This is a genomic window from Microbulbifer sp. 2205BS26-8 (genome assembly GCF_030731025.1).
In the GTDB taxonomy this organism is placed as follows: domain Bacteria; phylum Pseudomonadota; class Gammaproteobacteria; order Pseudomonadales; family Cellvibrionaceae; genus Microbulbifer; species Microbulbifer spongiae.
Genome location: NZ_JAVAMR010000037.1, coordinates 1 through 24604 on the forward strand (window position 1 = coordinate 1; position 24604 = coordinate 24604).

Consider the following 24604-nt stretch of genomic DNA (forward strand, 5'->3'; position numbering starts at 1 on the left):
TCTAGCTCGGTAAGCAGTCCTTCCGCCGTTACGATGAACCTCACGACAGACTGTGGATATTGAACGGCCAATCACTTCGGCGATCCGGCTGAATGTCAGGCCAGCGGAGAGGCCTCGTGAAATTTCTTCCCGTTCGGTACTGCTGAGTGCTCTGGCAGACCTAGAACGCCTGGCTGGAGCGATACCTCCATGTATAGCAAGCATTCCACTAATCGCCCCGGCATGCTTTCCTAAAGCCCGTCCAATCTCACTTAGTGACTGACCTCTTTTCCATCTATCCCACAGCTCCCGCTTTTGCTGTGTAGTTAGACCTCTTATTTTTGAAGCTGACCGCATCTTGAAAATCTCGGTAGTGATTCAATTTCATTATGTTGCAACGACCGGTTGAATCTACCGTAGCCTTTTTTAGTATCTCTTTCTCCCGTTCCAGGCGATTAATCCGGGCCTCGAGCTCCTGGATTCTTTGCTGCTCAGGGGTAAGAGCTTTACTGGTAGGCGTCTCACCGCCACGTTCAGCCACAAGCTGCTTTACCCAGCGACGGATGCCGGTGGTGCCGGCATCCAGTGACCGGGCTGTCTCTGAAGTCGAATAGCCCTGATCGACGACCAGGCGGGTAGCATCTAATTTGAACTCGGGAGAGAAGGAGTTACGTTGTCTACTCATTGAACACCTCTGTCTCAGGCGGCGACTTTACCACCTAAATTGGTGTCCGGGATTAGTAGACCACTACACTAGCAATCAAATTTTGATCCATAGAATAATTTATATCTCAAGGTGACGCTTATAAGAGTCACTGACTACTTGAACAATTTGATCCCACTTACGCCTTTCCCGTACGTAATGATATGCATTTTCACTCAATCTTACACCTAACCCGTCCTCAGTAGCAACTCTAACTAGACATTTGCAAAGATCGTTTGAATCCTCGGATTTATGTATTAGACCGGTTTGTTCATCAACCAACATCTCACTTAGTGCATCCACATTAGAAACCACCAATGGGACTCTCATTGCCATTGCCTCAAGCGGTTTGAGAGGAGAAACCAGCTGGCAAACTTTCATATCTTTTCTAGGCAGGGCAATTACATCTAGTAATGAAAAATACTCCTGTACCACATCATACTTAACGCGGCCAACAAAGCGAACTTCATTAGAAATGGATAAACAATATGCCTGACTTTTTAAATCTTCGAGAATTGCACCACCTCCAATAACCACCAGTTTTGAATGTGGCACTAATTTCTTTAGCAATGAGAATGCTATCAGAAGACAATCTAAACCCTCATAGTCTACTAATGATCCAATATAACCTACAACAAAATCATCCTGAGACAAAGACAAGCATTCACCTAATAGTTTATTATAAGAACAACGCTTAAATTTAGTAAGATCAACACCATTTGGGAGTAACTTAATTTTATTTTTTGCCACTCCCCGATTAGTAAGTTCATTAGCAAGCGCATTTGTTAAGGTGAAGACACCATCTGCATGTTTGGCTGTTAGTGATTCTAATGCTCGATCTAAAATAAACCGCTCTGTATTTTCCCATCCTCTCCATTTCGATGCTGCAGTATATTCCCAAAGGCCACGCACCTCATAGTAAAATGGAACACCAAGCCTTCTCGCGGCAATTAGCGTAGGCAAGGCTGCTTCATAGTTTGAAGCAGCATGCACTGCTACAGGTCTAAATTTTTCAATCTCTTGAATAATTCGCTCGGCAGACTGAAAAATATAATCCTCCGAATCAACTTCCCATCTGTGCTTTCCATCAAGTAGCGTATATTGTACTCCATCAAGGATATATTCAGATCCTAAGTCGGAGTTATTAGCATCAGGGCGGTCATTTGGATATCCGGGGCATGTTATACACTTAACATTCCATCCTTTTTTTAAAATAGATGTGAGGATATTTTGGGTGCGAGTAGTATAACCAGTGACATGATAAGGCAATACCGAGGATGCCATATACAGAATACGACGATCAACGGATTTATATTTAGTGTAGCTCGAACAGTTTAGCCCTAATTCCTTTAAATTCTTGAGCTTGTAAGCCCCTTTGATTTGATTTGACTTGATTCTTAGTTTTTCTTGTTCGGAATTTGGTAGAGACGCAAGAGTATCAAAAGCTTCATTAATGCAACCAGTGTCAAAAATAAATGAAGCAAACCATCGCAGCCTGAAGATTGCAGGATCTGTTGTGATTGCATTTCTGGCTAACTCAGCAGCTTTCTTTACGTCATCATGAAGAGCAAGCCTGGCCAACTCAGTCAGACCCTTAGCAAAATCCACTCGCGACTGACAAACTTTATTTAAATAGCTCTCTGCAGCGTTAACGCCGGCTTTAGCATTAATATTGCATAGTTCAAAAATGCTAAATTCTTCTTTCTCTTGCTTATTCAAAGATTTATCAGCCATGTTCTCCTTTTTTATTTGTCTCTTTAGAGACCATATCATGTGGGGCAATTTTAATAGGCCCCAAATGCTATGACGACACGCCAAGATAGTTTGACCCAATCTGAACTCCACTGACCGTGCAAGTCTGCTGGCTTCCTGTGCAATATTTTGATTTACGCGCAGTGCGTCACTTAACTTTTCTTTAATATCACCAAAAATTTTGATGTCTTCACATACCAGATTATACTTTTTTTGAGTTTCTTTAAGGCTACTAGATGCAATCAAAAATTCCTGTTCAACCAATTTTAAGTTAGCTATTTTTTCGACCAATAAAGGAAATTCAGCCTCCCTCTTCTCAAGTTTTTTTGCTACCAATGCATGCTCTTCCTTAATCTCTTCTAGATACTGAAGCTTTTCTCTAGCAAGAAAAAGGTCAGCTTCTGACTCCCTTAGCTTATCAGCCAATAAAGCTACTTTTGCATAGAAATTTTTTGATAAATCTTGAGAAATCTTATCAGCAAGTTTTCTCCCTAATATATCCAACTCACTATCTGAAATTACTTCCATATTCCCTTCGTATCTATAATTTTCTTTCCGCTCAATAAATATTTGTCTATTGACTTGAATTCTTTATGATCAACAAGCATCACTAAAATGTCAGCTTGTTCCAGCGCCTCAGTAATATTAGAAAGAAAAAAATTTAGATCATCACTTCCTAAAAAGCAATCCTCTCCAATATGTGGCTCAACTGCCAATACTTTACCAGCATGTTCGGCCGCTACCCTCTTTGTAATCTCTAGTGCAGGGCTCTCTCTTAGATCATCAATATCTGGCTTAAATGTCAACCCAAAACAAGCAATTGTGATCTCTTCAGCAGAGCACAGAGCACCGCCTTCTAGCATTTTTGATACCTCTTTACTTATCTTTGCAACCACCCATTCAGGTTTCGAATCATTGACCTCACGAGCTACACGGGTAATTCTTGCCAGCTCTGGTGAGGCGCTGACTAAAAACCAAGGATCCACAGCAATACAATGACCACCAACACCACAGCCAGGTTGTAATATATTCACGCGGGGATGTCTATTCGCTAAATTTATTAATTCCCAAACATTGATACCAATTTTATCCGATATTAGAGATAGCTCATTCGAAAAAGCAATATTTACGTCTCTGAATGCATTTTCCGTAAGCTTTGCCATCTCAGCTGTACGAACATCCGTGAGTAAGCAATCGCCGTTCACGAAAATTTTATACAACTCTCTGGCCATTTCTGCACATTTTTTTGTCATACCGCCAATAATGCGAGCATTCTCAACTAGCTCTCTCATTACTCGACCCGGTAATACACGCTCAGGGCAGTGAGCAATGAATACATCGAAATCACCCTCAGAACGATTTAAGGTTGGAATTCTCAAATCAGACCGAAATTCTGCCAAGCCTTTCGCCATGTGCTCAGTTGTGCCTACAGGAGAAGTGGATTCAAGAATTATCAAATCGCCTTTTTTTAAAACAGGTGCAATATTGCTTACAGCAGCTTCAACACAAGAAAGATCAGGTTGTTTTTTATCTTTAAAAGGTGTGGGAACAGCTATAATAAAAGCATCTGAGCTTTCAGGAGTTAATGAAGCTTTTAAAAAACCTTCTTTTACAGTTGAGTGAACTGCAATATCCAGATCGGGTTCAACAATATGAATCTCTCCTCGGTTGATAGTATTTACAGTTTCTTTATTAATATCGACACCACAGACTCGTATCTTCCTGGATGCGAAAACTGCAGCAGTAGGCAGGCCGATATAACCCAATCCAATTACATTTAATGACTGAAATTTATTTTTAGATATCATTTCACCTCCAGTAAATATCCACCGGCAAAGTCGGTAGCTTTTATTGTGGGCCGCCCAAAGTGGTCAATACGGAACCATCCTTCCCCAAGCCTCCGAGGGGCTACCCATACCTTCAAACTATGCTCTACTAGCCGATTTTCCTTCTCCTGATGATAACTATAATACTCACCAATCAACGGTAGACGCAAAGTAACCTCTCGCTCAGAAGTGTTGCCCTACATAATTTCTACGCTGGCCAGAGTAGGTCCTCGCAATGTAAATAGCACTTTTACCCTTGATATATCCCACCACCTGGTAGACAACATATTTGGGCGGAATCGATATCATCATATGGACATGACCCGGCATTACGTGCCCCTCCTCAATCAGGCTCTCCTTTTGCCGGGCCAAATGATGAAATACCGTGGTGGGCAACTCTCTGCGCACCCGTCCAAACAGCACCTTTCTACGGTATTTTGGGATAAAAACCATGTGGTACTTACACTCCCATTTCGTGTGACTTAAACTGTCCTCTTGTCTCATGGTGACTCCTTTGTGTGTTGCTTGGCGGCTCACACATTGGAGTTACTATGGGACTTCCGGATCTGTCAAACTATGCGTGCCTCCCCGGCAAAGCCGGGGGATCTCCCCTTTGGACTAGATAACATAATTTTCAACGTCAACATTTTTTATCTGTTTAACGATATATGAAACTATTCTATCGCATGCCTTTCCATCTCCATAAGGATTATGAGCTTCCGACATTTCTTTATAATAATCAGCGTCAGTCAGTAATTTCACAACCTCACTCAGGATAAAATTACTATTAGTACCCACTAGCTTTACAGTTCCAGCCTCTAAAGCTTCAGGCCGCTCTGTAGTATCTCTCATTACTAAAACTGGCTTCCCTAAGGAAGGAGCTTCCTCTTGTACTCCACCAGAATCAGTTAGAATCAAGTATGAGCGATTCATCAAATAAATAAATGTCAAATATTCAAGAGGCTCAATTAGAATAACATTTTTAATATTTTTAAGAATTTTTTTAACTGGCTTCTGAACATTTGGGTTTAAGTGGACTGGGTATACAATCAAGATATCAGGGTAAAAAATAGCAACTTTCCTAATTGCTTTACAAATACCTTCGAAACCCTCACCAAAATTTTCACGGCGATGTCCGGTTACCAAGATGATTCTTCGATTTTCTTTTAAAAAAGGTAATTGATCTAAAATCTCCTGCTCAAGAGTGGGACTGTGTCTAATAATAGAGAGAACCTCATACAAAGCGTCAATAACAGTATTACCCGTGACTTGTATGTTAGTGCTACATATACCCTCTCTAACCAAATTTTGCTGCGCTTTTAAAGTTGGCGCGAAGTGATAGGCTGCAATAGAGCCAGTAATTTTCCGGTTCATTTCTTCAGGCCACGGTGAGTAAATATCTCCTGTTCGCAATCCCGCCTCAACATGACCGACAGAAATTTTTTCGTAGTAACTTGCTATAGAAACTGCTAAAGTAGTTGTTGTATCACCATGAACAAGTATAATATCTGGGCACCACTTTCTCAGAACCTTTTTCATACCAATTATTATTTTGCTAGTAATTTCACTCAAATCTTGTCCGGGCTGCATAATATCTAGGTCCCAATCCGGCACGATGTCAAATAACTCCAAAACTTGATCTAACATTGAACGATGCTGAGCAGTTACGCAAACTTTGCATTCGATACTTTTATTTTTTGTAAAAGCCATTACAAGTGGTGCCATTTTTATCGCTTCAGGGCGAGTACCAAAAACAATAAGAATCTTTTTCATGCAACTATCTTAATTTCCATTTTGCCAATTTAGTTTTGATCGGCATATTTCATAAAAATTATGACCAATAGGATGGATCAACGTCAGTCTATCAGGTTTTTTATGAATGCGAATCACATTGCCTGGCTCGGTAATTATCTGGTCATGTCCATCACAAGTTACATGCGGATTAGCGATATTTTGCCTTCCAATAATTATTTTAAACTCGCTACTCCCCTCAACTACAATCGGCCGACTGCTTAGTGTATGAGGATTTAAAGGCACCACAGAGATAGCATCTAACTTAGGGTGCATAATCGGCCCACCTCCTGAGAGAGCATAAGCTGTCGAACCGGTCGGAGTGGAGATGATCAGCCCATCGGAACGTTGAGTGTAGACAAACTGATTATCTATATATAAATCAAGCTCTATCATTCTAATAAATTCACCGGGATGGATCACTACATCATTTAAGGCAGAGCCTTTTCCAACTAATTTTCCATCACGAGTGACTGACATGTCGAGTAGAAAACGACTTTCAACCAAATATTTACCGGCTAGTACTTCTCCTACTTTTTGCTCAATTTCATCAGGGGTAATATCAGTGAGAAAGCCTAAACGACCGCGGTTGATCCCCAATAGGGGCACATTATATTTAGCCAACACTCGCGCGGCACCTAGCAAGCTACCATCGCCACCAACGACAATAACCATATCACAAAGCTCACCAAGTTTGTCTCTAGTGGATACACGTGCCTTGTGATTAGGTACAGACAAGGAAGTTTCTTTTTCAAGAACTACAGAGAATCCTTTCCCTTCTAGAAACGTCATCAAACGTTTCAGAGAAAGGACAGCACTATTGTTTTCGGTACGGCCAATAAGACCGATGTTTTGAAATTCTGACACCATTCCCCCAGGGTGCCCAAATCTGGGCCCTGCCAATCTTGAAAGGAGTTAGCTTCGCACTCTGTCTAAGCACATCTCTAGTTCCTTCGGGTATATAATCAATCAATGAGCCTCTTTTCTAGCGAGGCATTATGCCTAAGAACCACTCTTGAGTCTAACCTCTAGGATAGCTTGTCTTTTTGCGACAACAAAACCCATTCCACTTTTAAGAAATTTGGCTAACAAGCGCTGAAAATACCAACAAAATAGAAAATCGCAGCACCTAGCTCAAAACAAAATATCCGAAATTGGCGTCAAATGCCAAGTAGAATTTCAGGCAAGGCGCTCCAGATTGAACACACTCATTGGCATACGGATCAACATATCAAATTTCAATTTCATCTGAATATTTGCCAAATTCACCATTTTGATTCACAGCTTTGATGGGTAGGTTGGCAAAGAAAATACCTCTATCACTTTTTCGTATTAGGACAGCTATTTTTTAAAACTTTTGCGCGGCATACTTTCAGATTACCAGAGTTAAAAAATAATTCATAATATAGACTTGGTCGGATACACGTAAAAATTGATTAGTGCATCCAGGCTCACTTCGATATCAAAACATAGAACCTAAAATTCTCAAAATTTGTAATCATTTAGAAAATATTCGTTGATATTCTATTCACCCTTAATCTAGCGTGACATTTGTCCTCGCTGTAAAGCTTTGCTCAAGCTAGCTAGCATTGTCCAGAACGGTTTCACCCTATAAAGCACTCTAAAAGTGCACATTGACTCCGAATACACTTCAACCTATAAATGCTCTACTCGCTTTGGGTTTTGTTTATGGGTTTGCTCTATCAGTTTTTGCAGAATTAATCTTCAACGCTTCAAGTGATTAACAGTAGCAAAAATGAGTAAACATCAATGCTCATTCCATTTTTGAGTAAATATCCACCGGCAAAGCCAGTGGCTTTAATCGTGAACCGCTCAAAGCGGTCTGTACGGAACTAACGTCCCTTGAGCCCCCAAAGGGGGCTGCCTATATCTTCATACCAAGGTCAGTTGCTCTAGTCGCCGATCTTCCTTCTCCTGATGACGAATATACTCCCTGATCACATTCTCATCACGACCAACGGTGGACGCAAAGTAACCTCTCGCCCAGAAGTGTTGCCCTACATAATTTCTACGCTGGCCAGAGTAGGTCCTCGCAATGTAAATAGCACTTTTACCCTTGATATATCCCACCACCTGGGAGACAGCATATTTGGGCGGAATCGATATCATCATATGGACATGATCCGGCATTACGTGCCCCTCCTCAATCAGGCTCTCCTTTTGCCGGGCCAACTGATGAAATACCGTGGTGGGCAACTCTCTGCGCACCCGTCCAAACAGCACCTTTCTACGGTATTTTGGGATAAAAACTATGTGGTACTTACACTCCCATTTCGTGTGACTTAAACTGTCCACTTGTCTCATGGTGACTCCTTTGTGTGTTGCTTGGCGGCTCACACATTGGAGTTACTATGGGACTTCCGGATCTGTCAAACTATGCGTGCCTCCCCGGCAAAGCCGGGGGGTCTCCCCTTTGGACTAGGGAACCTCTGAATAACTCACCAATCGCTACGGCATTATCAGTATTTTCAGGTACGGCCTGAATTTGACCAAAACAACCCTGAGATTGTTTGTTTTTTCAACTGGAATCTACTTCTCAGCAAATTCCAGGCACACTGGCCCTAGGCCAGAAGATATTTTTGACTGCGGAGTAGGTTTGACAAACCAGCTAGCAGGCTGCTGAAAAAGTCCCTTTAACGAAATTTTTACCTTAACTCTTATAAAATCAGAAAATTCAGAGCCTACAAAACAAGTGTTTTTTTGATTCTAAAACTTCAAGATGATGATGCTTTAATTCAAAATCCGAGTTTTTCAGCAGCCTGCTAGTACATACAGCCGGCTGGTGTTCTTTGCCAACCCACGGTAACGAGTCTTACTGTAACCGAACATGCGTTTGATATGGAAAAACGCATGCTCTACCTTCGCGCGGACACTTGCCTTGGTCGTTTCAGCTCGCTCAATGTCTGCAAATTTTAGCTGCTTTCGCTTACCGGGCCGCATCGCAATATGCCAATCCAAATTCCTTGAAGAGATCGCCTCCCGGTTTTCCGCACCTGTGTAAACCGCATCCGCCCAGGCACGTTTTTCTTCCCCGTGAAATAGCTTGTCCGCCATATTCAGATCAAGTTCGCTGGCAGGTGTGGTTTCGATACTATGAATCAGGCCGAGCAAATCTTCTACGCCAATGTGCATCTTCATACCAAAGTGCCATTCATTACCCTTCTTTGTTTGGCGCATTTCCGGGTCGCGCTCACCGTCTTTGTTCTTTGTCGAACTCGGGGCTGAAATGATAGTGGCATCCACAATGCTGCCTTCTCGCAAAATCAGACCGTTCCGGTCTAAGTGCTTGTTGATCTTATTAAACAGTTTCTTGCCAAGTTGATGTTCTTCAAGAAGGTGACGGAAATTTAGGATCGTTGCCTCATCGGGCACGCGATCCAATCGAATACCGGCAAAGCGGCGTATTGACTCAATTTCATACAGAGCGTCTTCCATGGCCGGATCGCTCAAGTTGTAGGCAAACTGCATAATGTGGATACGCAACATAGCGGGCAGTGGATAGGGTGACCGGCCCATGCCGCCACGGGCATAATACTTGGCTACGGATGACTCCAATTGCCTCCACGGCAACAACTCATTTAGTTTTTCCAGGAATAGCTCGCGCCGTGTTTTGCGTTTCTTGATGGTGTATTCGACTTCGGCGAACGTCAGTTGGTTCATGATTGAATCTGTGTATGTTGGAAACGTGGTAAACTATGCCACACTGGAGCAGTTTCTCAAAGGTTGCCTAGCTACATGAAGTATCCAAAGCATAAAAAATCAACTTTAGCTGGCCAAATAGATTGCCAGTAAGTGAATATATTTCCCTAATTGACCTTAGTTCTTATACTTTCACCATCTCCACGTTTATCTTGATAGATCTTTAGCTGTCTCGAGACCAGCTTTTCAATCAACAACCGCTCCTCTCAGAGTGAAAACTTATAATTTCACTATTTTTCACTCAAGTTAGCTTTCAACACCTTCATTTCGTGGCAAATTCATACGTCTCAGAGCAGTTTCCTTACATCAATTTTATCTCTTTGAGAGGAGCTTGCATTAGATATTCTTTAACACCAAGTTAATAGTGTTTGAGAATTACTTCAAGCTAAAAATCACTTGACAATTAAGAAAACTTATACAGATGTTAACCTTTCTTACTGACTACTCAAACATTAAAGCATTACTTAACTGCAGAGCTAAACGTCTGGCGGACGGGACGGGACTCGAACCCGCGACCTCCGGCGTGACAGGCCGGCATTCTAACCAACTGAACTACCGGTCCCCGATAGTATCCTTCCCGGTGAGAAGTTGGTGGGTGGTACAGGGTTCGAACCTGTGACCTACGGCTTGTAAGGCCGCCGCTCTCCCAACTGAGCTAACCACCCTCCTCTGCTCTCAGAAGGGTTACCCCCGGAGCGAAGCGCATACTACCGGACTGGATTTTTCTGTCAATAATTTTAGCGCCAAAAGCGTTATTTGAGATTCGGGTTTACTTCGTCGGACAGCGACACTGGCGTGTGCCCGATCTCGCCTTCCCCCACCCTGGCTTCCTGCAGCATCTTACCCTGCCGATAGTCGGGGTCGATCAAATGGCCTGCAATTTTCACAGGGATTTCCTTGGGAATAAATTGCTCCCGTGGACGCGCCACATCCTGCTCATTGTAATTACACACACCGGTAGGAAAAATTCGTCGCAAGTCTTCAACGCGCCCGGCAATTTCCTCAGTATGCGAACCGTATATGCCTTTTGCCAACGCGCGCTCTATGGGTTGCAAGGCACACTTAAAAACGTCATCTGTCACCGGCGCTCCAGCCACTTGGCGCGCAGTACTATAAATTGGATACATCCTGGTGCATTTTCCCGAGGGTCGGCGATTCCATTCTCCGTCCCAAACCTCGGGGCCCGCTGCCAGCACATTACCCTCGCGGTCAAAACAGCGATCACTGGCCTCTGCAGGGCGATTGCCCACTACGCCCGCTGCAGGGTCTCTGATAATATTCCCCATCCAGCGATCAATCATATCGAGTGCTTCATCCAGGGGATAATATTCCTTGTGGCTTACCCAGATCAGTTGGTTATCGGCATGGCCACGGGCGCGGCGAATACGCTCACGCGCGGTAAAGGAAGCGGAGCTGTGGTGCATATCGGGCTCTTTATCCAAGTAGTGGCGCAAATCAATTATCGGTATTTCTACATCACCCAGAAATACATGACCAGAGCGGTAAATTCCTTTGATGGCCTCCAGACTGGCCCGACTCCGTCTCGCAGGGCTTTCGAGACTTCCCATATTCAAGTTCTGCTCACTCCAGACAGAAAGGCGAACAGGGAGTAGACTGCCATTTAAAAACCAAAGATACTCATCGGTCTGATTCTCCTGAGACTTCCATCCACCAACCGACGCATTGAGTTTTAGGAAGGTATCAATATTGATATCTCCATTTACAAGGGCCTTCAATCCGTATTGCACACCTTCATTGTCCCAAGTGGTGTTGGCATATCCATTGGTACCGGAGCCGTAGAAGTTGCGCAGGTTCTCCCAGTGTGTCCAGTGGACCTTACTCACCAAGTCCTCAGAAAAACTTTTGAAAAAGTGCACAAAATTGGGGTTATTGACCAGCGGCACCAGACCGCGCCAGCCCTCCACACATTCCGTAGTACCGCGCGCACGGCTTCTATAGCGACTATCAAACAACCCCGCCGCCATACTCATCAAATCAAAGCGGCTGTTCGCTTTAGAGTTGGCCGAAAGCCCCTGGATAATTGAGCGCTCTTCGGCATTGCGCCAACGCGTATTGCCGGCATCGAGAACATCGAAGAAATATTCCAAAGGCTCACAGTCGAACGCATAAATGGTCTGGGTAACCATATCGGGGTATGAATAGAGCGGAATCGCTGCATCCAAAAGGCCGGGAGCATTTTGTGCAAATAAATATTGCTGAATGGCCCCACCCGAGCCACCGATACCCACCGTGTACATGGGTTCACCGTAGAGGGCTTCAAACTGCTTCTTGAGCCGTCGTGCGGCATCCTCCGCCAACCATATATTGTAATGATTTCTGGTTTGATTTGCCGTCGAATAGATAATGGCGTACCCTCGCGCCAGTTGGTCCACACGCCGGGTGGTGATATCCCCCTTGCTGATATTTCCCTGACGCCATCCAATACCAACACCCCCACGAAACTGGTAGATTAAGCGCCGGTTCCAATTGCTGCTATTGGGCACCTGCGCAACTTCCCCCTCTCCCTTCAATACCGCGATAGCATAGAAATGCCGGTTAATGGTTCCTGTTTCAACACGTACAATAAAATCCACCTGCCGGCCATTAACGGTTACTTTCTGAACATCGTTACGGGCTTCATGCAGACTGTAAAACTGGCCATCCCTTGTACTACGGTAGAAATAGGTGACCTCAGTGGCATGACTGCAATCACGACTGTATCCAATCACCTCTTTTGTCTTATGCCCGTCACCATCCAGGGCAAACACAGGAACCCCCTCTCCCGCCTGATTATCCACCAGCGGTTGTCTGCCGGTAATCGCATTCCAGCCGCAGAAAAAGGGATATCTCGAAGCGCCCGCAAACAGGGCATCCACCGGTCCAACTTCACCAATGGCAATAGGAAAGGGAAAATATTCCGGCGGGCGCTCCATCATTCTCGGGTGTAGACCGGCATAGGCCGGCATGGCGGGGTAGTCAAGCGCGCCCCTTGGCACGCCAAGCACCGGCGCATTGACTTTTCCGTGCACCTTTGGCAGCTTCTGATATCCATACCATGCGCCCAAACCCAGCAATCCTGCCACTACCAGCAGAAAAACAGTGACAAACCAGGCTCCCCTTACCGACATAGACGCCTCCACAACTGGCAACTTCGCTATCTGGTACAGGTTGAGTATATGAAGGGATGGAAAGGACAGCCGCCAGTTGGCGTCTAAATATACAAAAAGGAGGGCTAAGCGTAGTACATAGCGCAAAACGGCAACCACACGCCATGGTTTCATGGCATAGGAGGTAGAGGACCGATTAGGGTTCCCCTCCCACCCTGACTCAGTAGATCAATCTTTGGGAATAATGCCTCTTTTCTGCAGAGTTGAGAGTATCAGTGACACTTCCTGCTCAAGGGTCATCTCAGCTGTATGCAAGTGCAATTCTGGCGAAGTCGGTACTTCGTAGGGGTCATCAATCCCGGTGAATCCTTTGATCTCTCCTGCACGGGCCTTCTTGTATAGGCCTTTTGGATCGCGGGACTCCGCCTCATCCAAGGGGCAATCAACAAACACCTCTATAAAAGGCAACCCCCCTACCTCGTGCATTTTCCTGACTTTTTCACGGTCCTCCCGGTAAGGGCTGATAAAGCTACTCAATACCACAATGCCAGTATCCGCAAATAACCTGGAAATCTCACCCACACGGCGGATATTCTCCTGGCGATCCGCCGCAGAGAAACCCAGGTTGGCATTGATACCCAAGCGAATATTGTCGCCATCCAGCCGGTAACTCAGCACACCACGGGCGGTCAGTGCCCGTTCCAAAGCGACTGCAACTGTGCTCTTACCGGAACCGGACAGGCCTGTGAACCATAGGGTCACTCCCTTGTGGCCGAGAATCTCCGCCCGTTTCTCACGGGTCACATCCCCCTTGTGCCAATGAACATTGGTCGCCTTGCGTTCAACTGTTGTCGTCACCCATCACTCCAGACTTTCAAATTAAATGCCCACCTACATCCAATGGAATACCGACCGTAATATCCATTGACTCAGGACAACTCTGGCGCTAATTATCCCGTATTGTCTTAAGACAGGTAAAGACTGGGCTTATAGTTTATTGCGCAACTCAAGCACACTGATCGCATAAACTCCATTCAAATCCAAAGCGCCCCTGACTGTATAGTCGGAGCTCGCCAGACTCAAAGCCTGTCGGCTTTTGGCCGCAGGAATCCAGCAGTCGCCCTGGCAAACATGCCACCTCACATTCGCCAGACCCCATTCTGAGCCGTGCGCCAGCAGAGCGTGGAGGCTTCGAAGCCCTCCCACACTCGCCTGACTGTCAGAAAGAGCGGCCAATCATTCGCTCAGCGGCATCCAGGGCGAAATCCCTATATTCCGCCTCCAGGCGGGCCATTTCCAGTTCAAATTGAAATTGCTGTTTACGGGACAACTGTTTCCATTCCTGCAAAATGGGAATATGAGCGGTTTTCTCTGCGAGGGTATAAAAGGCCACAAATTCATCCCGCACCGCCTGATCCACTTGTAACGCATCCAGAAGCCCACGGATACGTATTGATGCTTCTGTCAAACCGATCCCTTTATCGAGAAGTGCGCGCGCGATGATCTGGATACTCTCGTTGACCCTCTGGCGCTGGCTAGCCGCCGCCTGTGCCAGTGCAGACAGTTGCTCTGCCTGCTGCTTTTGTGCCACAGACAGTTTGTGCAGAAAGTAACCTGCCAGCACAGAGAGAATAATAACAATCGTGGCTGCCACAATCAGCAGCCAAGTTGGGAATAACGCCATCAAAAATACACCTTCAATAGCGCCAGTCCAATACTGGCGGTAACCACAGAGAGCAATGTACTGAGTCCAACAATATTGGCGGTAAGCTGGCTGTTGCCGCCCATTGAATGCGCCATGACAAAGGCCGATATGGCACAGGGAGCCCCCGTCATCAACAGTAGATAACCCAGATATTCCGGGCGCAGCCCCATCATCCAACCAATCACAAGTGCAATGGCCGGCGCTGCAACCAGCTTGAGCAGGGAAGCGACAAGCGCCGTGGGTGAGCTGTGCAGCAGCAATCCGAGTTTCATGCTGGCCCCGATACAGATAAGCCCCAGAGGCAAACTGACAGAGGCCAGGTACTGAATGGTATCGCGCAACATATCCGGCAGTTTGACTTCCAGTATCCGGCACAGGATCGCAGCAATTACTCCCAGGATCAGCGGGTTCTTAAAGAGTTCCAACGCCAGCTTTCGCCAACCAAACCCTGTATTTTGGTTGTAAAGCACGAATAAAACGACTGCAATCACGTTAAACTGGATGGTGAGTGCCGCCACCAATGCAGCCGAATGGGAGACCCCCGAAACACCGTAGGCCTTTTCCACCCAGGCCAGGCCTATGATCGCAGCATTTCCCCGATAGGCGCCCTGGATAAAGGCACTCCGGTCACCTGGCATTACAGGGCGAGCCAGCAACCAGGCCAGTGGGATCATAATAAAAGACCCCAAAATCCCTGCTGTTAACAGCGGGATTTCTTCCATTGGTTTTGCATTGGAAGTGTAAATACTGATAAACAGTAACGCCGGCAAGGTAATGTGAAAAACTAGCCTGGAGGCATCGTCAATAAAGCGCTCACGCACGACGCCTCTTGTGGACAGCAAGTAACCGGCAATAATCATCAGGAAAATAGGCCCGGTGACCGAGAGCGCAAAGGCAAGGTGTTCCATAAAGGGTTATTCTTTCGCAACGACTGTCGCCGTCTGGGGCAACACCCCCGCCTCCGGCGCATTTGCCCTCTCGCGCAATTCCGGGGAAATCTGCTTGCGGGTTTTGGCCCCCAGCTTGCGCAAGCTGTCGATACGTTTTACCGCATTGCCACGACCGCTGGCCAAGCGCTTGTAGGTCTGCTGGTAAGCGTCCTCCGCCTGACGCAGGCGATCACCCAGCGCATCCAGAGACTCCAGCACCAAGGCAAACTGGTCGTGCAACCGGCCCGCTTCATCGGCGATTTTCTCCGCATTCTTGTTCTGCTTTTCATAGCGCCAGATATTTTCCACGGTGCGCAGGGTCGCCATCAGGCTGGTGGGGCTGACCAAGACTATCTGCTTGTCATAGGCAAAGCGGAACAGGTCCGGGGCGGCCTGCATGGCCAGCAGGTATGCCGCCTCTATGGGTAAGAAAATAAATACAAAGTCCAGGGTACGCACGCCCTCCAACTGCTCATAGGCCTTTTTGTTGAGGCCCGAGATATGGTTGCGCAGAGCATTGACATGTTGTTTAAGGGCCTGGGCACGCGCTTCGTCGGTCTGGGCAGCATTGTACCGCTCGTAATCCACCAAGGAGACCTTGGCATCGATAATCAGGTCTTTATTTTCCGGCAAGCGCACAATCACATCGGGCTGGCGCCGGCAGCCGTCACTGGTCAGGCTGACCTGGGTTTCATACTCCCACCCTTTCCTCAGACCGGACTCTTCCAGAAGCCGCTCCAATACCACCTCGCCCCAGCTGCCCTGGAACTTGCGATCCCCTTTCAGGGCGGCAGTGAGGTCGAGGGTCTTATCGCCGATACGCTGGGTCTGTTCGCGCAGGGCCTTGATCTGCCCCAGCAGGGTATTGCGCTCGGCATTTTCGCGATCGTAGACATGCTCCACGCGCTTGCGAAAATCCCCCAACTGGCGTTCCAGGGGATTGAGGCTTTTGCGCAGGCTGTCTTCACTGCGGCGCATAAAGCTCTGCTGCTTTTCCTCAAAGATACGGTTGGCCAGATTCTCGAACTGTTCACCCAGGGCACTGCGCATCTGCTCCATGACCTGTCGCTGCTCCACCAGGGCCGCTTCGCCCTTTTCAACCAATACCTGGCTGCGGGTCAGCTGCTGCAGCTTATCGGCCAGCTCTGCACGCAGGCCTTCTATCTCGATATCGAGTTGGGCCTCCCGCTGGCGACAACTGTCGAGGCGGGCCTCAGCCACCTGCAGTGCGGCTTCAGCACGTGAGAGGCTGCGGCGACTGCCGGCACGGGACAGCCAAATTACAATCCCCACTAAAATCAGCAGGACAAGTGCCGCCAGTGCCAAGTGATCGGCATCCAGTTGTAGTGTAAACGCAGCCATAGAGAGACACTCCCAGACCCCGAATGCGGTATCCGTTTGGATGTTCCATGGAAACAGGCCATTCGCGCCTGGCAGGCCCAGATGATCGCCCGGGTGAAATGTCCATTCTAACAGCTTGCCCATCGAAAGTGCCGCGATTGCAGCAAATCAACACAGAACCCGGTCCTTATCCAACCCAAAACGCAATTGGAGCTGCCGCGGCGTTTAGCCTCCCACTACGACCGGAACTGCCAACGGCAACAGGAAAGTACACCCATATTCTGGCGCGACAGGAATTTTTTGGGGGATTTGAGGTATTCTTGGGGAGTGGCCCTGTGATGTTGGAACCCAAAGCAAGCAGATGTACAAGCAAAGCGCCCTCTCCCCCCCCCTCACTCCCAGCGCACTGGTCTTTGACTCCGGCGTGGGTGCCATCAGTATTGCACGGGAGATACGCCGCCTGATGCCTGGGCTGACGTTGCATCTGGGTATTGACAACGGCTTTTATCCCTACGGCAACAAAAGCGAAGAGGAACTGCGCCCTCGTATCGTGGAGCAGGTAAAGGCCATGATGGCCCACTGCGGAGCCGATATCCTGATCGTGGGCTGCAATACCGCCAGCACCCTGGCCCTGCCGCAGTTGCGCAGCACACTGGAGGCACCCGTAGTGGGCGTGGTGCCTGCGGTCAAACCCGCCGCGGGGGCCAGTCGCTCCCGCACCATCGCACTGATCGCCACTGAGGGCACGGTAAACCGCAACTATACCCGCGAACTGATCGCACAGTTCGCCAATGGCAATCGGATCATCAATGTAGCGGCGCCTGAACTGGTCCAGTTGGCCGAGAAAAAGCTGCGCGGCGAGGCTGTGTCCGCCGGGGATCTGGAGCCGGTGTTGCAGCGGGTGTTCCGCACCGCCGGTGGCGACCAGGTGGACATCGCGGTGCTCGCCTGCACCCACTTCCCCCTGTTGCGCGACGAGTTGCAGCAATTTGCCCCGCGCTCGATTCAATGGGTGGACTCCGGCGAGGCCATAGCGCGCCGGGTACGCTGGTGGGTTGAGGAACTGCAATTGACCCTGCCAGGTACACCACAACCCAGCCGATTGATTACCAGCGCCGCCGACCGCAGCGGAAGCATCGCGCAGGCTTTTCAGGAGTTTGCCCCCCTCAGCGAACCTCTGGCACCAGACTCCTGAACTCACAGCGCCGCCAAATGCCCTTGACAGTGTAAGCACAAACCGCGACCGTTTCCCTTCAGAACAGGACCCCACCGGTACCCAAATCCATGCTGAAACCGGCATTTCCCGCCCTTGAGATTTTCGCGCAGCTCCCCCCGGGGGGACTGCTGCTCATCCCCAACAACCGCCTGCGCAATCGCTGCCAGCAGGTCTATGCTGTGCAGCAACCGCCCGGCAGCTGTTGGCTGCCGCCGCCGGTGGAATCCCTGCAAAGTTGGCTGGACAAACTTTGGTTCGAACTGCAGCAATGTCACTGGCGGCCTGCGCTCAAGCGGGTTCTCAACCGCGAACAGCGGCAATTGCTCTGGCACCGCGCTCTGGACCAGTCACTGAAACGACAACTGCTCAACCGCCAGCAATTGTGTCGGGATGCCGATCGCGCTGTGTCGCAGCTGATACAGTGGCAGCTGGTTACCGATATCCAGACATTCGATAAAGCCCTCACTCCGTTGATGGAGCAGTTTGCCCTGTCACTGCAGGAGGAAGAACTGCCTCTGTGCATTATGACCAGGGCCTTTGCCGAAATGCTGCACACGTATGCCGCCATTACCCCGGACCAGCGTGACCAACTGATCCTGCGCGCACTGCGGGAGGGGGTACTGAAACCCCTACCGCAAATCACTATGGCCGGATTTACGCAGATATCGCCGCTGGCCGCGGAGATTATCCGGGCCGCCACCCATAAGGTATACAAGACAGCCGGTGTCCGGCAGCCGAGCCAGCTGCGCGCCGCCGCCTGTGCCGATCGCGAAGAAGAACTGTGCCAGGCCGCGCGCTGGGCCGCGCAAATGCTGGCGCAACACCCGGGGGACAGTATAGGTATCGTAGTGAATAACCTGGGTCAGTGCCGCGCCCGGGTGGAGACGGTTTTTTCGCAGGTATTGGAGCCCCAGTGCCTCGACCCCCAGCAACCGCACTACACTCTGCCCTTTAACTTTTCTGCCGGTGTGCCACTGGCGCAGACCCCTGTTGGCAGTGCGGCCCTGCAGTTGCTGGATCTCCTGCGCGATGAATGGGACTGCGATGCGCTGCGCAATACACTGTTCTGTCCCTTCTGGAGCGGCAGCGGCGAAACCTGGCTGTGCAGTGCGCTGTATCGGCGCCTGCAAAAGCTGCAGCTGCGCCGTATTGATGGCGCTACCCTGCGCTACTGGGCGGAGCACACTGCAGAAACCCTGCACCTGCAGTCCCCCCGGCTCCCCGGGCAACTGGCGCTTGTGGCCGAACGCTCCCGCCGCTGGCAGCGTGCACCAGCAGAAATCTGGGCGAAGCGCCTGTCCAGTACCCTGGCCGATCTCGGCTGGCCCGGTACCCGCACCCCCAATAGCCAGGAATACCAACAACTGATACTCTGGGAAACCACCCTGGAAAACCTCGCAGCCCTCAACGCCTACGCCGGTGACCTGACCCTGACACAGGCGTTGCAGCTGCTGCACCAGATCGCCAAACGCACACCGTTTCAGGCGGAGACCCGCGACGGCCCCCTGCAGATTCTGGGTGTGCTGGAAGCCGGTGGCCTCGCCTTCGATCACCTGCGCCTGGTGGGCTTCGGCCAACAGCAGTGGCCACCGACACCCGCACCCAACCCCCTGCTGCCAATCCAATGGCAAAAGCACTGGAAAATGCCCCGCGCCAGTGTAGAGCGGGAACTGACCCTGGCGCAGGGAATCACAACCGACCTGCTGAATGCCAGTGGCGATATTGTCGTGAGTTATGCCTGTGAGGAAGACGGCGTGCAACAGGGCTTGAGCAGTTTGTTCGGACATCCCGAGCCGGCGGAGTACTTTGCCGGTGATGCCCTGCAACGCCACTTCAAAACATTGGCCAAGGCTGTGCCATTGGAAAAAATCGACGATGCATGGCTCCCCCCTCTGGCACAAAAAGACTGCCAGCAGGTGCGCGGCGGGGCCTCTGTCCTCAAGGCACAGGCGCTCTGCCCGCTCAACGCGCAATTGCGTTATCGCCTCGGTGCTGGCAGGGATAGCACGCCGGATATCGGCCTGAGCCCGGCCGAGCGGGGCAATATAGTGCACAGGCTGCTGGCGGAGTTTTGGCAGCGATGTGGCACCCTGGCGCAACTGCAGGCCATGGATGAAACGCAGCGCCATGGGCAAATAGCCCATGCCATAGAGCGTGCGCTGGCTGGTGTTCGCCGGAAGTACCACCACCTCCCCGGTGGTTTCTGGGCCCTGGAGGCACAGCGCCTGCAGCGGCTGATGCACCAGTGGCTGGCCACAGAATTGCAGCGCCCCGCTTTCTCCGTGAAGGCCATTGAGTGGGAACAGGCAGTGCAGATTGATGGGCTGCATTTCAACCTGCGCCTGGACCGCCTGGATCAACTGCCCAGCGGAGAGCGGCTGGTGATCGATTACAAGACCGGCACCCCCTCTATTCGCGACTGGCTCACTCCGCGTATTCGCGAACCACAGCTGCCACTCTATGCACTGATCCAACCCCGCGCCCGTGCTATCGCCTTCGGCCAGGTGCGCAGTGGCGATTGTCAATGGCATGGCTGCGGAGCGCTTGAGCAGCCCATAGCGGGGATCAAGGCCGTGGCAGATATTGAGAAGAATACCGCCTTCGGCAACTGGAACAGCCTGGTGGCACACTGGCGCGAAAACCTGAAAACGCTCGCGGGCGAATACCGCAGCGGTGCCGCTGCCCTCACCTTCGATCGGCCCGCGGACAACGCCACGGAGTTCTGGCCCCTCAACCGCTGGCCCGAAAGGGCGCAGAGATACGAATGAACGATACAGCGACCGCTCCGACCCAGAGCCCTATCGATGCCAAAGCCCGCAACCGCGCCTTGGATATCACCGCTAGCTTTGCCGTCTCTGCACCGGCAGGCTCAGGCAAAACCGGCCTGCTCACACAGCGGATACTGAAGCTGCTGGCCACCTGCCAGCAGCCCGAGGAGGTACTGGCGATTACCTTTACCCGCAAGGCAGCCGGCGAAATGCGCGCACGCCTGCTCGAAGCGCTGCACCGCGCTCACCACAATCCACGGCCGGCAGGTGCCCACGAAGCCGCCACCTGGGATCTGGCCCGGACACTGCTGGAACGGGATCGCGAACGCAATTGGCAGCTGCTGCAAACACCGCAGCGCCTGCGTATACAGACCATTGATGGTCTGTGCCGAAGTCTCGCCAGCCAGCTCCCCATCGAGAGTGGCCTGGGTGCCCCGGGAGAACCCCTGGAACACACCCGTATCCCCTTCGAACTGGCCGTGGTGAACCTGCTCAAACACCTGGATGGTGATCAACCCGATCGCGACCTACAACAATTGCTGTTGCATCTGGACAACGATCTGGGCCAACTGAATAAATTGCTGCGCCTCCTACTGGAGAAACGCGAGCAGTGGCTGGGGCCCCTGCTCAGCGTGCGCCATGAAGATGCCCAGGACTATTTCCACTTTGTCATTGATGAGCTGGTGGCAGAAAGACTCGGAAGCCTCCAGTGCGCACTTGGCTGCTACACGGGCGAATTACTGGAGCTGGCGCGCTATGCCGCCCACAACCTGCAGCGTGACAACCCCGCCCACCCCCTCTGCGACTGTGCAGAACTCACTGCACTGCCCGCTACCACCAGCAGCGGTCTGCACAGCTGGCTGGCGCTGGGTGGGCTGCTGCTCACCGCCAGCGGGGATCTGCGTAAAATCGGTGGTATCAACAGAAAACTCGGCTTCGGCCTGCCGGGCAAGCGCGACCCGACACGCGCGCTGGCGGAAGAATACAAGCAGCGTATGCAGGCATTGCTGACAGAAATGGCAGACAATACGCCCTTGCATGCTGCGCTCAGGGAAATGGGCAAACTGCCTTCCGGGCTGCAACAGCGCCAGTGGCAGCTCTTGCAGGCACTCGCCCGAATACTGCCGAAACTGGTGGCCGAACTGAAACTGGTCTTCCAGCAACTCGGCACCACCGATTATGCGGAAGTGGCCCAGGCCGCCTTGACTGCCCTGGGAAATAGTGAGGCCCCCACAGACCTGGCCCTGAAATTGGACCTTAAGACCAGACATATTCTGGTCGACGAATTTCAGGACACCGCACAAATTCAGTTACAGCTGCTGGAAAAACTCACTGCCGGCTGGGAGCCCGGTGACGGCCGCACATTGTTTATTGTGGGCGACGGCGCACAGTCCTGTTACGGCTTCCGCAATGCCAACGTGGGCATCTTCCTGAATGCCCGCGCACAGGGTATTGGCGAAGTCGCCCTGGAGGCGCTGGACCTGCAGGTAAACTTCCGCTCCGAGGACGCGCTGGTACACTGGGTCAACGAGGTTTTTGCAAAAGCTTTCCCCCAAGCCGACAATATCGGTCGCGGGGCCGTGCGCTACCGCGTGTCCCGGGCATTCAAGGGTACCGAGTGGACTGGTCCTGCAGTGAATGTCTACGGCTGTATCGATGACCGGGCCCGCACCAGCGAGGCAGTACACACTGCCGAGCTGGTTCAGCACCTGCAGGGCCGCGACCCGCAGGGACGCATTGCCATTTTGGTACGCAGGAAAAGTCACCTGCAGCAGATTTTGCCGGCCCTGAGTGCCGCCGGAATCCCTTTCCAGGCGCCCGAACTGGCGCCGCTGGCCAGTAAGATGGTGGTACTGGATCTGCTCAGCCTCACCCGCGCCCTGCTCGACCCCAGCGACCGCACCAGTTGGCTCGCGGTGCTGCGCGCACCCTGGTGCGGGCTGCAGCTGCCGGATTTGTTTACTCTGGCCAACTGGGGTAACGGCGATATCGCGGCCACCGATAGCAGCGCACGCCCCCTGTTGCTGGCCCTGGGGGAGGCAGACCAGATCCCCCTGCTCAGTGAAGAGGGGCGAGCGCGCCTGGCCCAGGTTGCTCCGAAGCTGTTGCAGGCCTGGGAGCAGCGCAGCCGCAAACCCCTGCGCAACTGGATTGAAGGTCTCTGGCTGGCCCTGGGCGGCCCCGCCTCCGTGGCACATAAAAGCGACTTGGACAATGTGCAGGATTTCCTGCAGTTGCTGGAGCACTTTGACAGCGGCGGTACCATTTCCGACTGGCTGCAGTTCACCCACGCCCTGGATACGCTGTATGCACGCCCGGCCCGGGATGCCCGCCTACAGGTGATGACCATCCACAAATCCAAGGGGCTGGAGTTCGAGCATGTGTTGATACCCGGTCTCGACCGGTGCGACAGGCCCGGCAGCGGCCAGCTGCTGCGCTGGACCGAGTGGCTCAGCCACAGCGGGGAAAGTCGTTTCCTGCTGGCTCCGAACAATGCCCGCGGCGACACTGATCCACTCTACGAGTACCTCAAGTACGACAATAGTGAACGCGAACGCCTGGAGGGCACACGCCTGCTCTACGTTGGTTGTACCCGCGCCATCCGTTCCCTGCACCTGTTTGCCTGCGTCAGTCGCGATGAAAAGAAAGGGACCTTGCAGGCGCCGGGAGGCGACGCACTGCTCGCCAGTATCTGGCCCTCGGTGATACAAAACCGGAAGAGCCGCTGGTGCCACTGGCTGGAAACCCAGCCCGCCCCGGAATCCGAAACCCCTATCAGCCAAAATCACAATTACCTGCTGCGCATGCCCGCCCGGTGGCAACCTCAACCGATACCGCAACAGCACTGGCTGGCGCAGTACCGTATGCGCGATTACCAACCGGGGGAGCACGGGGAGGATAATATTCCGCAATTGGGCCAGGTTGCCCAGCGCTGGCTGCGCCACGCCGGTACCGTGGCCCACGAAACCCTGGCCACCATTGCACAGACAGATATCGCCCGGTGGAACGAGGCACGCCTCGTGCAGCAACATACACTCTGGCGACTGCGTTTGTCTCAACTGGGCCTGTGCGGCAGTAACCTGGACCTTGCTGCCGAAAAAGTGGAAGTGGCCGTGCGCAATAGCCTGAACTGCCCTACCGGGCGCTGGCTGCTCGATAGCACATCGGTGCAAGAGGCGGCCAGTGAACTGGAACTCCACAGCGGCGGACGGCACCTGCGCCGCGCATTCGTGGACCGCACATTTATCGATGCCCATGGTGTACGCTGGATTGTGGACTACAAGACCGCCGAGCCCGGTACCGAGGAGGATCGCGCGGCGTTTATTGCCGCCCAGTTGGAGCACTACCGCCCCCAGTTGGAAACCTATCGAACACTGTTCTATGCCCGTGGCGAACGCAATATTCGCTGTGCCCTCTACTTCCCCCTGCTGCCACAACTGGCCGAACTGGGCTGACTGCGATGCGGGTGTGCGAGCCGGCCAGAGAGGTCTCACAACTTCCCGGTTCCCCCCGGGTGGTGGCAGTTCACCGCTGTGCTTATGGATTTATCCGCCACCTCTCCCCGCCTGCTCCATCCCCTTGCACGGCATCACTGCCAAACCCCGGTAAAGTGCCAGACTATTACAGGGGGAATGCCGTCTTATTTTCCGATAGTCCACCCGGTATTTGGTTGCAAATGAAACCCTCGCCCCAGCTTTCGCAGCACAGTAGGATAAGGGATCGGCGCGCGTATTTGCGCCGGACAACAAGGGAACAGAGTAGCCAGT

Annotated in this window: 15 protein-coding genes, 2 tRNA genes and 2 pseudogenes; 3 read left to right on the plus strand and 16 right to left on the minus strand. The window is 51.2% G+C overall.

Going from position 1 to position 24604, the window contains the following annotated elements; genetic code table 11:
• The 16 genes and pseudogenes from Q5Y71_RS17595 to rmuC all read right to left on the minus strand — a co-directional run.
• On the minus strand, positions 1 to 336 hold a 336-nt coding region (locus Q5Y71_RS17595; RefSeq protein WP_371877043.1), incomplete at its 3' end, for a helix-turn-helix domain-containing protein.
• Positions 337 to 400: 64 nt separating this feature from the next.
• A pseudogene (locus Q5Y71_RS12315) lies at positions 401 to 664 on the minus strand (transposase); the annotation flags it as partial.
• A gap of 99 nt (positions 665 to 763) precedes the next feature.
• On the minus strand, positions 764 to 2962 hold the full coding sequence (locus Q5Y71_RS12320) for a glycosyltransferase family 4 protein (RefSeq protein WP_306042434.1): 2199 nt from the start codon (positions 2960 to 2962) through the stop codon (positions 764 to 766).
• Positions 2953 to 4242 carry a UDP-N-acetyl-D-mannosamine dehydrogenase gene (gene wecC, locus Q5Y71_RS12325; RefSeq protein ID WP_306042435.1) on the minus strand — a complete coding sequence of 430 codons (1290 nt, stop codon included), beginning with the start codon at positions 4240 to 4242 and terminating at the stop codon, positions 2953 to 2955. Before wecC ends, Q5Y71_RS12320 begins: the two co-directional genes overlap by 10 nt.
• Before the next feature lie 204 nt (positions 4243 to 4446).
• A pseudogene (gene tnpA / locus Q5Y71_RS12330) lies at positions 4447 to 4764 on the minus strand (IS200/IS605 family transposase); the annotation flags it as partial.
• A 114-nt stretch (positions 4765 to 4878) separates the two neighbouring features.
• A complete protein-coding gene (wecB, locus tag Q5Y71_RS12335; protein WP_306042436.1) occupies positions 4879 to 6033 on the minus strand; it encodes a non-hydrolyzing UDP-N-acetylglucosamine 2-epimerase in 1155 nt (384 codons plus the stop codon).
• A gap of 9 nt (positions 6034 to 6042) precedes the next feature.
• Positions 6043 to 6918 carry an NAD(+) kinase gene (locus Q5Y71_RS12340; protein ID WP_371877044.1) on the minus strand — a complete coding sequence of 292 codons (876 nt, stop codon included), beginning with the start codon at positions 6916 to 6918 and terminating at the stop codon, positions 6043 to 6045.
• A 1026-nt stretch (positions 6919 to 7944) separates the two neighbouring features.
• Positions 7945 to 8376, minus strand: a complete 432-nt coding sequence (gene tnpA, locus Q5Y71_RS12345; RefSeq protein ID WP_306042438.1) for an IS200/IS605 family transposase — start codon at positions 8374 to 8376, stop codon at positions 7945 to 7947.
• 447 nt (positions 8377 to 8823) lie between these two features.
• Complete coding sequence (locus Q5Y71_RS12350; protein ID WP_371877045.1) at positions 8824 to 9732, minus strand: IS5 family transposase; 909 nt, start codon at positions 9730 to 9732, stop codon at positions 8824 to 8826.
• 524 nt (positions 9733 to 10256) lie between these two features.
• Positions 10257 to 10333: transfer RNA gene (locus tag Q5Y71_RS12355), tRNA-Asp, on the minus strand.
• A gap of 27 nt (positions 10334 to 10360) precedes the next feature.
• Positions 10361 to 10436, minus strand: a tRNA-Val gene (locus Q5Y71_RS12360).
• 87 nt (positions 10437 to 10523) lie between these two features.
• On the minus strand, positions 10524 to 12899 hold the full coding sequence (locus Q5Y71_RS12365) for a DUF6351 family protein (RefSeq protein ID WP_306042439.1): 2376 nt from the start codon (positions 12897 to 12899) through the stop codon (positions 10524 to 10526).
• 207 nt (positions 12900 to 13106) lie between these two features.
• Positions 13107 to 13736: an adenylyl-sulfate kinase gene (gene cysC / locus Q5Y71_RS12370; RefSeq protein ID WP_306042440.1), complete on the minus strand. Its 630-nt coding sequence runs from the start codon at positions 13734 to 13736 to the stop codon at positions 13107 to 13109.
• Positions 13737 to 14097: 361 nt separating this feature from the next.
• Positions 14098 to 14562: a DUF2489 domain-containing protein gene (locus Q5Y71_RS12375; RefSeq protein ID WP_306042441.1), complete on the minus strand. Its 465-nt coding sequence runs from the start codon at positions 14560 to 14562 to the stop codon at positions 14098 to 14100.
• Positions 14562 to 15491 carry an AEC family transporter gene (locus Q5Y71_RS12380; RefSeq protein WP_306042442.1) on the minus strand — a complete coding sequence of 310 codons (930 nt, stop codon included), beginning with the start codon at positions 15489 to 15491 and terminating at the stop codon, positions 14562 to 14564. Before Q5Y71_RS12380 ends, Q5Y71_RS12375 begins: the two co-directional genes overlap by 1 nt.
• Before the next feature lie 6 nt (positions 15492 to 15497).
• Complete coding sequence (gene rmuC / locus Q5Y71_RS12385; RefSeq protein WP_306042443.1) at positions 15498 to 16997, minus strand: DNA recombination protein RmuC; 1500 nt, start codon at positions 16995 to 16997, stop codon at positions 15498 to 15500.
• A gap of 217 nt (positions 16998 to 17214) precedes the next feature.
• On the opposite strand from rmuC, the gene murI reads away from it, so the two are divergent.
• From murI to Q5Y71_RS12400, 3 genes are all read left to right on the plus strand, one after another.
• The gene (gene murI, locus Q5Y71_RS12390; protein WP_306042444.1) at positions 17215 to 18048 is read left to right on the plus strand and encodes a glutamate racemase; all 834 of its coding nucleotides are present in this window, start codon (positions 17215 to 17217) and stop codon (positions 18046 to 18048) included.
• Positions 18049 to 18137: 89 nt separating this feature from the next.
• Positions 18138 to 20837: a PD-(D/E)XK nuclease family protein gene (locus tag Q5Y71_RS12395; protein WP_306042445.1), complete on the plus strand. Its 2700-nt coding sequence runs from the start codon at positions 18138 to 18140 to the stop codon at positions 20835 to 20837.
• Positions 20834 to 24292, plus strand: coding sequence for an exodeoxyribonuclease V subunit beta (locus Q5Y71_RS12400; protein WP_306042446.1), 3459 nt, complete (start codon positions 20834 to 20836; stop codon positions 24290 to 24292). The genes Q5Y71_RS12395 and Q5Y71_RS12400 overlap by 4 nt, the downstream gene beginning before the upstream one ends.
• Positions 24293 to 24604 lie beyond the last annotated feature (312 nt).

Excerpts from the sequence above, each read along its gene's own strand:
- Q5Y71_RS12320 (WP_306042434.1), bottom strand. The coding sequence starts at position 2,962 with ATGGAAGTAATTTCAGATAGTGAGTTGGATATATTAGGGAGAAAACTT.
- wecC (WP_306042435.1), bottom strand. The coding sequence starts at position 4,242 with ATGATATCTAAAAATAAATTTCAGTCATTAAATGTAATTGGATTGGGT.
- wecB (WP_306042436.1), bottom strand. The coding sequence starts at position 6,033 with ATGAAAAAGATTCTTATTGTTTTTGGTACTCGCCCTGAAGCGATAAAA.
- tnpA (WP_306042438.1), bottom strand. The coding sequence starts at position 8,376 with ATGAGACAAGTGGACAGTTTAAGTCACACGAAATGGGAGTGTAAGTAC.
- Q5Y71_RS12350 (WP_371877045.1), bottom strand. The coding sequence starts at position 9,732 with ATGAACCAACTGACGTTCGCCGAAGTCGAATACACCATCAAGAAACGC.
- Q5Y71_RS12365 (WP_306042439.1), bottom strand. The coding sequence starts at position 12,899 with ATGTCGGTAAGGGGAGCCTGGTTTGTCACTGTTTTTCTGCTGGTAGTG.
- Q5Y71_RS12375 (WP_306042441.1), bottom strand. The coding sequence starts at position 14,562 with ATGGCGTTATTCCCAACTTGGCTGCTGATTGTGGCAGCCACGATTGTT.
- Q5Y71_RS12380 (WP_306042442.1), bottom strand. The coding sequence starts at position 15,491 with ATGGAACACCTTGCCTTTGCGCTCTCGGTCACCGGGCCTATTTTCCTG.
- rmuC (WP_306042443.1), bottom strand. The coding sequence starts at position 16,997 with ATGGGCAAGCTGTTAGAATGGACATTTCACCCGGGCGATCATCTGGGC.
- murI (WP_306042444.1), top strand. The coding sequence starts at position 17,215 with ATGTACAAGCAAAGCGCCCTCTCCCCCCCCCTCACTCCCAGCGCACTG.
- Q5Y71_RS12395 (WP_306042445.1), top strand. The coding sequence starts at position 18,138 with ATGCTGAAACCGGCATTTCCCGCCCTTGAGATTTTCGCGCAGCTCCCC.
- Q5Y71_RS12400 (WP_306042446.1), top strand. The coding sequence starts at position 20,834 with ATGAACGATACAGCGACCGCTCCGACCCAGAGCCCTATCGATGCCAAA.